Origin of the sequence: Leclercia sp. S52, assembly GCF_039727615.1 — a bacterium.
Classification (GTDB): Bacteria; Pseudomonadota; Gammaproteobacteria; order Enterobacterales; family Enterobacteriaceae; genus Enterobacter; species Enterobacter adecarboxylatus_B.
On the sequence record NZ_CP152474.1, the window covers coordinates 679150 to 693317 of the forward strand.

The 14168-nt window shown below is 57.1% G+C and carries 12 protein-coding genes and 2 pseudogenes; 10 read left to right on the plus strand and 4 right to left on the minus strand.

Annotated features, from left to right (window positions below; genetic code table 11):
* Nucleotides 1–2 precede the first annotated feature (2 nt).
* A pseudogene (gene nadR / locus AAHB66_RS03275) lies at nt 3–1232 on the plus strand (multifunctional transcriptional regulator/nicotinamide-nucleotide adenylyltransferase/ribosylnicotinamide kinase NadR); the annotation flags it as partial.
* 163 nt (nt 1233–1395) lie between these two features.
* Here the strand turns inward: nadR and ettA are convergent.
* Nucleotides 1396–3063 carry an energy-dependent translational throttle protein EttA gene (gene ettA, locus AAHB66_RS03280; RefSeq protein ID WP_106994160.1) on the minus strand — a complete coding sequence of 556 codons (1668 nt, stop codon included), beginning with the start codon at nt 3061–3063 and terminating at the stop codon, nt 1396–1398.
* A 220-nt stretch (nt 3064–3283) separates the two neighbouring features.
* Here ettA and sltY point away from each other — a divergent pair, with 220 nt between their 5' ends.
* Both sltY and trpR read left to right on the plus strand, forming a co-directional pair.
* Nucleotides 3284–5221 carry a murein transglycosylase gene (sltY, locus tag AAHB66_RS03285; RefSeq protein WP_347115206.1) on the plus strand — a complete coding sequence of 646 codons (1938 nt, stop codon included), beginning with the start codon at nt 3284–3286 and terminating at the stop codon, nt 5219–5221.
* 56 nt (nt 5222–5277) lie between these two features.
* Nucleotides 5278–5604 carry a trp operon repressor gene (trpR, locus tag AAHB66_RS03290; protein ID WP_337016835.1) on the plus strand — a complete coding sequence of 109 codons (327 nt, stop codon included), beginning with the start codon at nt 5278–5280 and terminating at the stop codon, nt 5602–5604.
* Between the two features lie 80 nt (nt 5605–5684).
* On the opposite strand, the pseudogene yjjX reads toward trpR, so the two are convergent.
* Nucleotides 5685–6201 (minus strand): annotated as a pseudogene (gene yjjX, locus AAHB66_RS03295) (inosine/xanthosine triphosphatase).
* Between the two features lie 49 nt (nt 6202–6250).
* Between yjjX and gpmB the strand changes: the two are divergent.
* Nucleotides 6251–6898, plus strand: coding sequence for a 2,3-diphosphoglycerate-dependent phosphoglycerate mutase GpmB (gene gpmB, locus AAHB66_RS03300; protein ID WP_262661130.1), 648 nt, complete (start codon nt 6251–6253; stop codon nt 6896–6898).
* Here the strand turns inward: gpmB and robA are convergent.
* On the minus strand, nt 6895–7764 hold the full coding sequence (gene robA / locus AAHB66_RS03305) for an MDR efflux pump AcrAB transcriptional activator RobA (RefSeq protein WP_347115207.1): 870 nt from the start codon (nt 7762–7764) through the stop codon (nt 6895–6897). The genes gpmB and robA overlap by 4 nt on opposite strands.
* 213 nt (nt 7765–7977) lie before the next feature.
* Here robA and creA point away from each other — a divergent pair, with 213 nt between their 5' ends.
* The 4 genes from creA to creD are packed head-to-tail and all read left to right on the plus strand — an operon-like array spanning nt 7978 to nt 11984.
* Complete coding sequence (creA, locus tag AAHB66_RS03310; protein ID WP_347115208.1) at nt 7978–8448, plus strand: protein CreA; 471 nt, start codon at nt 7978–7980, stop codon at nt 8446–8448.
* 14 nt (nt 8449–8462) lie between these two features.
* Nucleotides 8463–9152: a two-component system response regulator CreB gene (gene creB / locus AAHB66_RS03315; protein ID WP_347115209.1), complete on the plus strand. Its 690-nt coding sequence runs from the start codon at nt 8463–8465 to the stop codon at nt 9150–9152.
* A complete protein-coding gene (creC, locus tag AAHB66_RS03320) occupies nt 9152–10576 on the plus strand; it encodes a two-component system sensor histidine kinase CreC (protein WP_347115210.1) in 1425 nt (474 codons plus the stop codon). The genes creB and creC overlap by 1 nt, the downstream gene beginning before the upstream one ends.
* Before the next feature lie 58 nt (nt 10577–10634).
* On the plus strand, nt 10635–11984 hold the full coding sequence (gene creD, locus AAHB66_RS03325) for a cell envelope integrity protein CreD (RefSeq protein ID WP_347115211.1): 1350 nt from the start codon (nt 10635–10637) through the stop codon (nt 11982–11984).
* A gap of 44 nt (nt 11985–12028) precedes the next feature.
* Here creD and arcA read toward each other — a convergent pair whose 3' ends face one another.
* Nucleotides 12029–12745, minus strand: a complete 717-nt coding sequence (gene arcA / locus AAHB66_RS03330; protein WP_032616427.1) for a two-component system response regulator ArcA — start codon at nt 12743–12745, stop codon at nt 12029–12031.
* 95 nt (nt 12746–12840) lie between these two features.
* On the opposite strand from arcA, the gene yjjY reads away from it, so the two are divergent.
* Nucleotides 12841–12981 (plus strand): protein YjjY, encoded by a 141-nt coding sequence (gene yjjY, locus AAHB66_RS03335; RefSeq protein WP_001541509.1) that lies wholly within the window; start codon nt 12841–12843, stop codon nt 12979–12981.
* A gap of 400 nt (nt 12982–13381) precedes the next feature.
* Nucleotides 13382–14068 (plus strand): tRNA/rRNA methyltransferase, encoded by a 687-nt coding sequence (locus tag AAHB66_RS03340; protein WP_347115212.1) that lies wholly within the window; start codon nt 13382–13384, stop codon nt 14066–14068.
* Nucleotides 14069–14168: the final 100 nt, after the last annotated feature.

A 14168-nucleotide genomic window follows, 5' to 3' on the forward strand; every position in this document is an offset into this window, starting at 1 on the left:
TTATGTCGTCATTTGACTATATCAAGACCGCGATCCGCCAGAAGGGCTGCACCTTGCAGCAGGTGGCGGAAGCCAGCGGTATGACCAAGGGCTATTTAAGCCAGCTGCTGAATGCCAAAATCAAAAGCCCCAGCGCGCAGAAGCTGGAAGCGCTGCATCGCTTTCTGGGGCTTGAGTTTCCGCGGATGCAGAAGAACATCGGCGTGGTGTTCGGCAAGTTTTATCCGCTGCACACCGGGCATGTCTACCTGATCCAGCGCGCCTGTAGCCAGGTGGACGAACTGCATATCATCATGGGCTACGATGACACGCGCGACCGCGAGCTGTTTGAAGCCAGCGCCATGTCCCAGCAGCCTACGGTTTCCGATCGCCTGCGCTGGCTGCTACAGACCTTTAAGTACCAGAAAAACATCCGCATTCATGCCTTTAACGAAGAGGGCATGGAACCCTATCCCCACGGCTGGGACGTGTGGAGCAACGGCATCAAAGCCTTTATGGAAGAGAAAGGGATCCAGCCTAACTGGATCTACACTTCTGAAGAGTCCGATGCCTCGCAGTATCCCCAGCATCTGGGAACCGAAACGGTACTGATCGATCCGAAACGCACCTTTATGAACATCAGCGGGGCCCAGATCCGCGAGAACCCGTTCCGCTACTGGGAGTACATCCCGACAGAAGTGAAGCCGTTCTTTGTACGTACCGTGGCGATCCTCGGCGGGGAGTCCAGCGGCAAATCCACGCTGGTCAACAAGCTGGCCAACATCTTCAATACCACCAGCGCCTGGGAGTATGGCCGGGACTATGTCTTCTCGCACCTCGGCGGGGATGAGATGGCGCTCCAGTATTCCGACTATGACAAAATCGCCCTGGGGCATGCCCAGTATATTGATTTTGCGGTGAAGTACGCCAATAAAGTGGCCTTTGTCGATACCGACTTCGTCACTACCCAGGCGTTCTGTAAGAAATACGAGGGGCGCGAGCATCCCTTTGTGCAGGCGCTGATCGACGAGTACCGCTTTGACCTGGTGATCCTGCTGGAGAACAACACTCCGTGGGTCGCCGATGGGATGCGCAGCCTGGGTAGCTCGGTGGACCGGAGAGAGTTCCAGACCATGCTGGTGGAGATGCTTGAAGCGAACAATATCGACTTTGTGCATGTGGAAGAGGCGGATTATGACGCCCGCTTCCTGCGCTGCGTGGAGCTGGTGAAAGAGATGATGGGGGGAGAAGGGGTAGGCCCTCTGCCGCTAATTGCCCGGCGGCGCTATGCTTGCCGGGCCTACGGTTTCCCAGGCCGGGTAAGGCGAAGCCGCCACCCGGCAATCAGGGCTGTGCGGCCTGATGCCCTGATCCTGACATAAAAAAACGGCAACCTGTTGGTTGCCGTTTTGCGTTTTATTTGGAGATACGCTTGTACTTGATACGTTTCGGCTCCAGCGCGTCGGCGCCCAGCGTGCGTTTCTTGTACTCTTCGTATTCGGTGAAGTTACCTTCGAAGAACTCCACTTTACCTTCATCCTGGTAGTCCAGAATGTGGGTCGCGATACGGTCGAGGAACCAACGGTCGTGGGAGATAACCATCGCGCAGCCCGGGAACTCCAGCATGGCGTTTTCCAGCGCGCGCAGGGTTTCGATGTCCAGGTCGTTGGTCGGTTCATCGAGCAGCAGGACGTTACCGCCAACCTGCAGCAGTTTAGCCAGGTGCAGACGACCACGCTCACCGCCGGACAGCTCGCCCACGCGTTTACCCTGATCAACACCTTTGAAGTTGAAGCGGCCCACGTAGGCACGGCTTGGCATCTCGGTGTTGCCGATACGCATGATATCCTGCCCGCCGGAGACTTCTTCCCACACGGTTTTGCTGTTATCCATTGCGTCACGGAACTGGTCAACGGAGGCCAGCTTCACGGTCTCACCCAGGGTGATGGTGCCGCTGTCAGGGGCTTCCTGACCGGACATCATGCGGAACAGAGTCGATTTACCCGCGCCGTTCGGACCGATGATGCCCACAATCGCGCCTTTCGGTACCGAGAAGCTCAGATCGTCGATCAGCACGCGGTCGCCGTAGGATTTACGCAGGTTGCTGACTTCAACCACTTTGTCACCCAGACGGGCTCCAGGTGGAATGAACAGTTCGTTGGTTTCGTTACGCTTCTGGTATTCGGCGTTGTTCAGCTCTTCAAAGCGTGCCAGACGGGCTTTGCCCTTAGACTGACGGCCTTTCGCGCCCTGACGAACCCACTCCAGCTCTTTCTCAATCGACTTACGACGTGCCGCTTCCTGAGAAGCTTCCTGCGCCAGACGCTGATCTTTCTGCTCCAGCCAGGAGGAGTAGTTACCTTCCCACGGAATACCTTCCCCGCGGTCCAGCTCGAGGATCCAACCCGCGACGTTATCGAGGAAGTAACGGTCGTGGGTGATCGCCACAACGGTACCTTCGAAGTCGTGCAGGAAGCGTTCCAGCCAGGCGACGGATTCCGCGTCCAGGTGGTTTGTCGGTTCGTCGAGCAGCAGCATGTCTGGCTTTTCCAGCAGCAGACGGCACAGCGCGACGCGGCGGCGTTCACCACCGGACAGTTTTTCAATTTTGGCATCCCAGTCTGGCAGGCGCAGGGCATCGGCCGCGCGCTCCAGCTGCACGTTCAGGTTGTGACCGTCGTGTGCCTGGATGATCTCTTCAAACTTGCCCTGCTGAGCCGCGAGCTTGTCGAAGTCAGCGTCCGGCTCGGCGTACTTCGCGTACACCTCATCCAGACCTTTCAGCGCGTTAACCACTTCGGCCACGGCTTCTTCGACGGATTCACGCACGGTGTGCTCCGGGTTCAGCTTCGGCTCCTGCGGCAGGTAACCAATTTTGAGGCCAGGCTGTGGACGGGCTTCACCTTCGATGTCTGTATCGATGCCCGCCATGATGCGCAGCAAGGTGGACTTACCGGCACCGTTGAGACCCAGAACACCGATTTTTGCGCCCGGGAAGAAGCTCAGCGAGATATTTTTGAGAATATGACGTTTCGGCGGTACCACTTTGCCGACACGATGCATGGTATAAACGAATTGAGCCACGTTGGACTTCGCCTCTTTTATCGTGATGAGAATAGTGGCGAAGTGTAGCCTTTTTCCCTCTCTAATCCCAGCTATCGACTGCGGGAGTGTTAAAGCGCGCAAGAAAGGTAAAAATGTGTCCGTAACGTGGCGCGTTAAGGGATGCCTGGTTAGCATAAGTTAATTACGCTTTTGCGCGGCACGATGCTGCATTTAATGACGATTAACAGAGGACGAGCGTGTGGTAAAAGCCAAACAGGTGGCCTGGCAAGTGCTTGCTGCCAGCGTATGCGTGCTGACCATCAGCAGCGCGGCGCGAGCCGATTCACTGGATGAACAACGTAACCGCTATGCCCAGATCAAACAGGCGTGGGATCAGCGACAGATGGAGACGGTGCAGGCCCTGATGCCGACGCTGAAAGAGTATCCGCTGTATCCCTATCTGGAATACCGTCAGCTGACCGACGATCTGATGAACCAGCCGACGATCACCGTCAAAAACTTTATTCAGGCCAACCCGACCCTGCCGCCCGCGCGTACTTTGCAGTCGCGCTTTGTGAACGAGCTGGCGCGTCGTGAAGACTGGCGTGGCCTGCTGGCCTTCAGCCCGGAGAAGCCCGGCACCACCGAAGCGCAGTGTAACTACTACTATGCGAAGTGGGCGACGGGCCAGCAGGAAGAGGCCTGGAACGGCGCCAAAGAGCTGTGGCTCACCGGTAAAAGCCAGCCCAACGCCTGCGACTCGCTGTTTGGCGCCTGGCGCGCCTCCGGCAAGCAGGATCCGCTGGCTTACCTCGAGCGGATCCGTCTGGCGATGAAAGCGGGTAATACCCGTCTGGTGACCACCCTCGCCGGACAGATGCCGCCGGAGTACCAGACTATCTCCAGCGCCCTGATCCAGCTGGCAAACGATCCGAAGACGGTGATGGATTTTGCCCGTAACACCGACTCCACCGATTTTACCCGTCAGATGGCGGCGGTGGCCTTTACCAGCGTGGCGCGGGACGACGTGGAAAACGCCCGGCTGATGATCCCAACCCTGGCCCAGGCACAGCAGCTGAATGAGGATCAGATCCAGGAGCTGCGCGATATCGTGGCGTGGCGACTGATGGGGACCGATGTCACCGATGAACAGGCGCGCTGGCGCGATGATGCGATCATGCGCTCCCAGTCCACCTCGCTGGTGGAGCGGCGCGTGCGCATGGCGCTGGGCAACGGCGATCGCCGTGGCCTGAACACCTGGCTGGCGCGTCTGCCGATGGAGGCCAAAGAGAAGGACGAGTGGCGCTACTGGCAGGCCGATCTCCTGCTGGAGCGGGGGCGCGATGACGAGGCGAAATCGATCCTGCGTACCCTGATGCAGCAGCGCGGTTTCTATCCGATGGCGGCAGCCCAGCGGCTGGGCGAAGAGTACACCTTTAAGATTGATAAAGCGCCGTCCGGCGTCAATGCGGCGCTGGTGAATGGGCCGGAGATGGCCCGGGTGCGCGAGCTGATGTACTGGAACATGGATAACACCGCCCGCAGTGAATGGGCGAATCTGGTCACCAGCCGCACCGTGGACGAGAAAGCCCAGCTGGCGCGCTATGCCTTCGATAACCGCTGGTGGGATCTGAGCGTGCAGGCCACGATCGCCGGCAAGCTGTGGGATCATCTCGAAGAGCGTTTCCCGCTGGCCTATAAAGATCTTTTCGATCGTTACACCAGCGGGAAAGACATTCCGCAGAGCTATGCAATGGCGATTGCCCGTCAGGAGAGCGCCTGGAATCCGAAAGTGCGTTCGCCGGTAGGAGCCAGCGGTCTGATGCAGGTGATGCCAGCCACCGCCGCCCATACGGTGAAGAAGTTTAATCTGCCGGGCTACAGCAGTCCGTCGCAGCTGCTGGATCCGGAGACCAACATTAACATCGGCACCACCTATCTGCAGAGCGTCTACGACCAGTTCGGCGATAACCGCATCTTTGCCTCGGCGGCCTACAACGCCGGCCCGGGACGGGTGCGCACCTGGCTCGGCAACAGCGCCGGACGCATCGACGCGGTAGCCTTTGTCGAGAGCATTCCGTTCTCGGAAACCCGCGGCTATGTGAAGAACGTGCTGGCGTATGATGCTTACTATCGCTACTTCATGGGACAGAAAGATGCCCTGATGAGCGACAGCGAGTGGCAGCGACGTTACTGATCGGTGTGGGTTATGTTATGCTTGTACTCGTTTAAGAGTACAACAGGCGGCATAACATGACCCAGCATTCCCCTTATTCATCGGCTATGGCCGAGCAACGTCATCAGGAGTGGCTTCGTTTTGTGGAGCTGCTTCGTCAGTCTTATGAACAGGATCTGCATCTGCCCCTGCTGCAGCTGATGCTCACCCCCGACGAGCGCGAGGCGCTGGGCACGCGGGTGCGGATCATCGAGGAGTTGCTGCGCGGCGAGATGAGCCAGCGCGAGCTGAAAAGCGAGCTGGGGGCGGGGATCGCGACCATCACCCGCGGCTCGAACAGCCTGAAATCGGCGCCGGTTGAACTGCGCCACTGGCTCGAACAGGTGCTGCTGAACAATGCCTGATGGCGCTACGCTTATCAGGCCTACAAAAGACGACCGTAGGCCGGATAAGGCGAAGCCGCCATCCGGCAATGCAGCGGCAATTAACGGTAAATCGCGTTATGAAACGGGCTCAACGCCAGAATCACCGCCTGGTGATAAACGCTTGAGCGCGTCAGCGCCCCGGCGGTAAAGACGCCAATCGCCCCCCTCTTTACGCCCAATCTCATCGATGCCCGTATACTGCGACATCACCGGGCCGAGCGCTTCACCTTCGCGCACTTTGCCCAGAATGACCTCCGGTAGCGGCAGGGTGGCCGAGCGGGCTTCACCGCGCTGTTCCCGGCTCTCGATAACGACCCAGCTAAAGGTGGCCCCTTCGTCGATGCCCGCTTCAATCGCCACCCAAAAGTCCGCATCCGGACAGGCGGCCCTGGCGTTAGCCACGCGGTTTCGTGCGCCAGCGCGCGTTTCCTCGCTGCCGAAGGGCTGTTCCGGGACGCCGCTCTCGACGCTGACGGAGGCAATGTGGCAGGATCCTTCGCCGAAGATCTCGTCAAATGCCCTTAGAATTGCCTGAATTTTGGCAGGATTAGTGGTAGCAGAGACAACCTGGTGCATAATTAAGCCTAACTCTAAAAATATCATCGCAGTATAACGGAAAAAAAGCATGTTACAGGTATACCTTGTTCGCCACGGTGAAACGCAGTGGAACGCCGAGCGACGTATTCAAGGCCAGTCAGACAGTCCACTTACTGCCAAAGGCGAAGAACAGGCCCGCCAGGTTGGCGAACGCGCCAGAACGCTGGGCATCACCCATATCATCGCCAGCGATTTAGGTCGCACGCGACGCACAGCAGAGATTATCGCGCAGGCCTGCGGCTGCGATGTCACTGTGGATGCCCGTCTGCGCGAGCTGGATATGGGGGTGCTGGAAAAGCGTCTTATCGATACCCTGACCGAAGAGGAGGAGGCATGGCGTCGTACGCTGGTTAACGGTTCCGAAGACGGCCGTATACCGGAAGGCGAATCGATGCTGGAGATGAGCGAGCGTATGCACGCGGCGCTGGCGGCCTGTCTGGAACTGCCTGAGGGCAGTCGACCGCTGCTGGTCAGTCACGGTATGGCGCTGGGCTGCCTGGTCAGTACCATCCTCGGGCTGCCAGCATGGGCTGAGCGCCGTCTGCGTCTGCGCAACTGCTCGCTTTCCCGCATCGACTATCAGCAGAGCCCGTGGCTGGCGTCAGGCTGGATTGTGGAGATGGCAGGGGATATCTCGCATCTCGATGCCCCTGCGTTAGATGAGCTACAGCGTTAACGGCGAACCGGAATCAGGTATTCGCAGCGCAAATCGATTGGGCGTTCGTCCGGCTTAACATCGGTTGCCGGATAGTAACGCTCAATATCCTGACCCTTTCTGCGGTTCAGGTTCAGCATCGGCATGCAGGTACCGTAGACCGTCATGATAAAGTCCTGCACGCCGGTTCCCAGCCCTTCATAGGTGAACATCACGTATTCACCGCCTTCCACCACCACCGGTTTCGAGCCCTGGATATAGCCGTTGGCCATCTCAGGCGTTAACGCCGTGGTGTAGAAGACCTCCTGCTCGTCATCTTTTTCCAGACTTGGACGCGTCTCGTTCAGGCCATACAGCAGCGGCGGAATGGCCGGGGCGTGGCTGAGGAAATCACGCCAGAACTGGACCCGCATCTGATGACGGAACTCGGAGATCTGCTCCAGCGAGCAGGAGTAGCTTTGGGTGGTGCCGATCAGATGGGTTTCCGGCAGGGTGACCATCTCGTGCTTCGGCATTTCGAATTCGCCCAGACGCAGCGGCGGACGCATGCCGAAGGAGCTCCAGTCCGGCGAGCGACGATAGAGTGCAGGGGTCAAGGAGAACTGTTTTTTGAACGCGCGGGTAAAGGTCTGCTGCGAATCAAAACGATACTGTAAGGCGATGTCCAGAATAGGACGCGCAGTCAGGCGAAGCGCTACGGCGGATTTGGAAAGACGACGCGCGCGGATATAGGCGCCGATGGCGTGACCGGTGACATCCTTGAACATCCGTTGTAAATGCCACTTAGAATATCCCGCTTTTGCCGCCACATTATCCAGTGACAAAGGCTGGTCCAGATGGCCTTCCAGCCAGGTAAGAAGATCGCGAATAATTCCAGCCTGATCCATATACTATCCTCATCCTTAATACAGCAGACACCCTGCTAACAGGTTAGCGGATAATAGCATTTTTTGATGTTTTAGCATTCAGTGTTTTTTTTGCGCTTAAATGCGCTTTGCCCTCCATTCCGGGCGGATATATTCTAATCCTGTGATCTTGCTACTTTTTTTCTCATGGTTGTTGAATAATGACGCAATGTAATTTTTAAATATGGTAACAATATGAAATACAAGACATTGATCCTCACCACGCTGCTGTTATTAACCGGTTATGCCGCGCAGGCAGAAGAAATTGGCTCCGTTGATACCGTATTTAAGGTTTTCGGGCCTGACCATAAAATCGTCGTAGAAGCCTTTGACGATCCCGATGTGAAAAACGTGACCTGCTATATCAGCCGGGCGAAAACCGGCGGGATCAAAGGCGGGCTGGGGCTGGCGGAAGACACCTCCGATGCGGCGATATCCTGCCAGCAGGTCGGGCCGGTTGAGCTGAGCGATAAGATCAAAAACGGCAAGTCGCAGGGCGAAGTGGTGTTCCAGAAACGCACCTCGCTGGTGTTCAAAAAACTGCAGGTCGTGCGTTTCTATGATGCGAAGCGTAACGCGCTGGCCTATCTGGCCTACTCCGATAAGGTCGTGGAAGGGTCACCGAAAAACGCCCTCAGCGCGGTGCCGATTATGCCGTGGCATTAATTCAGGGATAGCCCATGCAACAACCTGTGGTGTGGCTGGTTGAAGATGAAATCAGCATCGCTGAGACGCTGGTCTACATGCTCCAGCAGGAGGGCTTTGCAGTGAAGGCCTTTGAACGCGGCCTGCCCGTGCTGGAGGAGGCGCGCCGGCAGATCCCGGCGCTCGCCATTCTCGATGTCGGCCTGCCGGACATCAGCGGCTTTGAGCTGTGCCGCCAGCTGCTGGCACAGCATCCCACGCTGCCGGTGCTGTTTCTGACCGCCCGCAGCGATGAGGTGGATAAGCTGCTCGGGCTGGAGATCGGCGCGGATGATTACGTCGCCAAACCTTTCTCGCCCCGGGAAGTGTGCGCCCGGGTGCGCACCATTTTACGGCGGATGCAGAAATCCGCTGCGCCGTCTGAGATCCTCCGTATTGGCCAGTTTGAACTGAACGAGCCTGCCGCCCGTATCAGCTGGTGCGGGGAGCCGTTGCCGCTGACGCGCTACGAATTCCTGCTGCTCAAAACATTGCTGCAGGCACCGGGCCGCGTCTATTCCCGCCAGCAGCTGATGGATAAAGTCTGGGGAGAGGAGGGCGACAGCTTCGATCGCACCGTGGATACCCACATCAAGACCCTGCGCGCCAAGCTGCGGGCGGTGAATGATCGACTTTCCCCCATCAGCACGCACCGCGGCATGGGCTACAGCCTGGGATTGTATTAATGCGCATTGGCATGCGGCTGCTGCTGGGGTACTTCCTGATTGTGGCCATCGCGGCGTGGTTTGTGCTGTCGATCTTTGTCCAGGAGGTAAAGCCCGGCGTGCGCAGGGCCACGGAAGGGACGCTGATCGACACCGCGACGCTGCTGGCTGAAGTCGGACGGGACGATTTGCTCTCGGGCGATGCGCAGCACGGCAGGCTGGCGCAGGCCTTTTCGCAGCTTCATCAGCGGCCCTTTCGCGCCAACATCAGCGGCATTCACAAAGTACGTAACGAGTATCACGTCTACATGACCGATGCCCGGGGCCGGGTGGTGTTTGATTCCGCCGGGCGTGCCGTGGGGCAGGATTATTCGCGCTGGAACGACGTCTGGCTGACCCTGCGCGGTGAATATGGTGCCCGCAGTACGCCGGGCAACCCGGACGATCCCGAGAGTACGGTGATGTACGTGGCCGCGCCGGTGGTCGAACGGGGCAAAATTATCGGTGTGCTGTCGGTCGGGAAACCCAACAGCGCGATGGCGCCGGTCATCAAGCGCAGCGAGCGGCGGATCCTGTGGGCCGGCGGGGCGCTGCTGGGCATTGCGTTGCTGATTGGCCTGGCGGTGGCCTGGTGGATCAACCGCTCGATTCACACCCTGTCGCGCTATGCCGACTCGGTCACCAGCGATACCCCCTTGCCGCTGCCCGATCCGGGCAGCAGCGAACTGCGCAAGCTGGCCCAGGCGCTGGAGAATATGCGTATTCGCCTCGAGGGGAAAAACTACATTGAACACTACGTCCATGCGCTCACCCACGAGCTGAAAAGCCCGCTGGCCGCGATTCGCGGCGCGGCGGAGATCCTGGCCGAACAGCCGCCGCCCCAGGTGGCCGCCCGGTTTATCGACAATATTCTGGTGCAAAACGCGCGCATGCAGTCGCTGGTGGAAAAGCTCCTCGCCCAGGCGCGGCTTGAGAACCGGGTAGAGATTATTCCGGTGAGCGTCAGCGTTGATGCACTCTTTACGCGGCTTGCCGATGCGCGGGCGGCAACGCTGGCAGCGAAAAACATCACCCTGACCCGTCAGGGCACCTCGTGCTGCGTGGAGGGCGATCCCGAGCTGCTTGAGCAGGCGCTGGGCAATTTGCTGGGCAACGCCATCGACTTCACCCCGCCGGGTGGGACGATCCAGCTTGCGGCCACGGAAGCCCACGGGCAGGTGAACATCACCGTGACCGACAGCGGCAGCGGGATCCCGGATTACGCCCTGGCGCGGATTTTTGAACGCTTCTACTCGCTCCCGCGCGAGAACGGCCTGAAAAGCAGCGGGCTCGGGCTGGCCTTTGTGCAGGAGGTGGCGCGTCTGCATCAGGGCAGCATTGATTTGCACAATCGGCCCGCAGGCGGGGTGGTGGCCACGCTGACGCTTCACCGTCCCTTCACATAACTTCAAACTGGCCCCACATAGCGCAGTTAGGCTCTCCTCATCACAAAGGAGAGCCACTATGAAATCCCCCCTGTTCTGGAAAGTCAGCACCCTGTTGGGGTGCATTCTGCTGTTACTCGTCCCGCTGTTTATGGTGGGTAATCTGATCTCGGAGCGTGAGAGCTATCGCAACGAGGTCGAAAACACGCTGCGTCAGAGCACCAGTGGCCCACAGCAGCTGGTGGGCCCGCTTGTCGCCATTCCGGTGACGGAAACCTGGTTCAAGGCCGAGGATGGAAAGCAGGTTGAATATAAGAAACGCTACATGCACTTCATCCTGCCGGAGTCGCTACAGGTCAACGGTAATCAGCACGTTGAGTCGCGAAGTATCGGGATCTATGACGGGCAGATCTGGAATACCGAGCTTAAAATCAGCGCCCGGTTTACGCTCGAGGAGCTGGATCAGCTGAAGGGTGAAACCATGACCCTGGGGCAGCCGTTTATCGTGGTCGGCGTCGGTGATGCGCGAGGAATTGGCGCAGTCAGCGTTTCAAAAATCAACGGTGAGGCGTTAAGCATCGAGCCCGGAGCGGGTGTTTACGGGGCGTTATCCGGCATTCACATGCCGCTGAGTGATAAAGCGCTGGCGTCGAAAAGCTTCCCGCTGGAGATGTCTCTGAACCTGACAGGCACCGGCAGCTTTGCGGTGGTGCCGGTGGGGCGTAGTAGCGCCATGACCCTCAACAGCAACTGGCCACATCCGGGTTTTATGGGCAACTACCTGCCGGTTAAACATCAGATTAGCGATGCTGGCTTTCAGGCGAACTGGCAGAGCAGCTGGTTTGCCAATAACCTCGGTGGCTGGTTCAACGACAACGAGGTCCCTGAATGGAGCGCGATCCCGGCCTTTAGCGTGACGGTCGCGACCCCTGCGGATCAGTATCAGCTAACGGATCGCGCGATTAAGTACGCCATTCTGCTGATTGCCCTGACCTTTATGGCTTTCTTTGTCTTCGAAACCTTAACCGGGCTGCGCCTGCACCCGATGCAGTATCTGCTGGTCGGGCTGTCGCTGGTGCTGTTCTATCTGGTACTGCTGGCGCTGTCAGAGCACGTGGGCTTTACACCCGCCTGGGTTATTGCCAGCCTGGTGGGGGCGGTCATGAACGGCGTTTATCTGCAGGCGGTGCTGAAAAGCTGGAAGCGCAGCGGCATGTTTGTGCTGGCGCTGCTGGGGCTGGACGTGGTGATGTGGTTCCTGCTGCGTTCGGAGGACAGCGCGCTGCTGCTGGGCTCGGCCGTACTGGCGCTGGCATTGTTCGCGGTGATGTATCTCACCCGAAACTTTGACTGGTACTCGCTTTCCCAGCCGAAGCGCCCGCAGCCACCTGCGGAACCGGATAAAGAGGCGATGCGGTTATGGAAATAAAAAAACGGCGCGAAAGCGCCGTTTTTTATGACGGATGTGCGGGATTACTCCTGCAGGTCACCGCAGAAACGATAGCCTTCACCGTGGATGGTGGCGATGATTTCTGGGGTATCCGGCGTGGATTCGAAGTGTTTACGAATACGGCGGATGGTGACATCAACAGTACGGTCGTGCGGCTTGAGCTCACGGCCGGTCATTTTTTTCAGCAGTTCTGCACGGGACTGGATCTTGCCCGGGTTTTCGCAGAAATGCAGCATGGCGCGGAATTCACTGCGCGGCAGTTTGTACTGGTCACCCTGTGGGCTCACCAGTGAACGGCTATTAATATCAAGTTCCCAGCCGTTGAATTTGTAGCTGTCTACGCTACGACGCTCTTCGCTGACCGTGCCCAGGTTCATGGTACGGGACAGCAGATTGCGTGCACGAATGGTTAACTCGCGAGGGTTAAACGGTTTGGTGATGTAGTCATCCGCACCGATCTCCAGGCCAAGAATTTTATCAACTTCGTTGTCGCGGCCGGTCAGGAACATTAACGCAACGTTCGCCTGCTCACGCAGCTCGCGTGCCAGCAGAAGGCCGTTTTTACCCGGCAGGTTAATGTCCATGATAACCAGGTTGATATCATTTTCAGAAAGGATCTGATGCATCTCTGCGCCATCGGTCGCTTCAAAGACATCGTAGCCTTCTGCTTCGAAAATGCTCTTTAACGTGTTGCGTGTTACCAACTCGTCTTCAACGATAAGAATGTGCGGGGTCTGCATGTTTGCTACCTAAATTGCCAACTAAATCGAAACAGGAAGTACAAAAGTCCCTGACCTGCCTGATACATGTCACAAATTAACATGACCGGCGTAACGTGACTAAAGTACGTAATTGCGTTCTTGATGCACTTTCCATCAACGTCAACAACATCATTAGCTTGGTCGTGGGTACTTTCCCTCTGGACCCGACAGTGTCAAAAACGGCTGTCATCCTAACCATTTTAACAGCAACATAACAGGTTAAGAGACACCGGACACCCAATAAAACTACGCTTCGTTGACATATATCAAATTCAATTGTAGCACGTTAACAGTTTGATGAAATCATCGTAGCGGATTGCTAGCCTTTGTCACATTTTTTCAATAAACCAACCAGTTGCGTTCATTGATTAATAAACAAGGCGAATCCAATGTCAACACCCAGCACAGGAATGCAATATCATTATTAAACATAAGGATAAGTGCTATTCTTTAACATTATCGCGTAAAGTTCATTGATGAAATAGTTTAGTGATTTTAATTTGTAGTGAAACGCTATTTCGGTGATTTGTGTTGCAATTTTGTAAATTCGTGCTGCGTAATATGATGATGTCCATCACATTTTTATCGGCTAACTGCCTAAAAAAGAGAGCATAAATGCATTTGTCCATCGTACTGGTTTCCCCCGCAAGAGCAGAAAACATTGGCGCCGCTGCGCGCGCCATGAAGACCATGGGGTTTACCGATCTACGTATCGTTGCCAGCGACGCGCATAACGATCCGGCGGCACGACGTGTCGCGCACGGATCGGGAGATATTCTCGATAATATAACGACTTACGACACGCTCGCCGACGCGCTGCACGATATTTCGTTTACGGTCGCCACCACTGCCCGCGGCCGTTCGAAGTTCCACTACTACGCCACGCCGGCGGAACTGGTGCCGCTGATGGCAGAGAAAAGCCAGTGGATGCCGAAGATGGCGCTGGTATTTGGCCGCGAAGATTCCGGCCTGACTAACGATGAGCTGGCTCTGGCAGATGTGTTGACCGGTGTGCCGATGGTGGCGGATTACCCGTCGCTGAATTTAGGTCAGGCGGTGATGGTGTATTGCTATCAATTAGCCTCACTGATACAAATGCCGGTTGCCCCGGTAGCAGACGTAGATGAAAACCAGCTTGCCGCTTTACGTGTTCGAATCGATCGCCTGCTGGACTCGCTGAACGTCGCTAACGATCAAAAAATGGTGGAGTGGTTACAGCAGCGGCTGGGTCTGCTAGCTCAGCGAGACACGGCAATGTTGCACCGATTGCTGCACGATATCGAAAAAAATCTGGCAGAATAAACATCTGTCATAGCTTTTAGTTATGGTTAAAGATTCCAGTTTATGGGTTACATACGGCCCGATCCGGGCAGAAATAAAATCTCAGACAGCGAGACCTGAC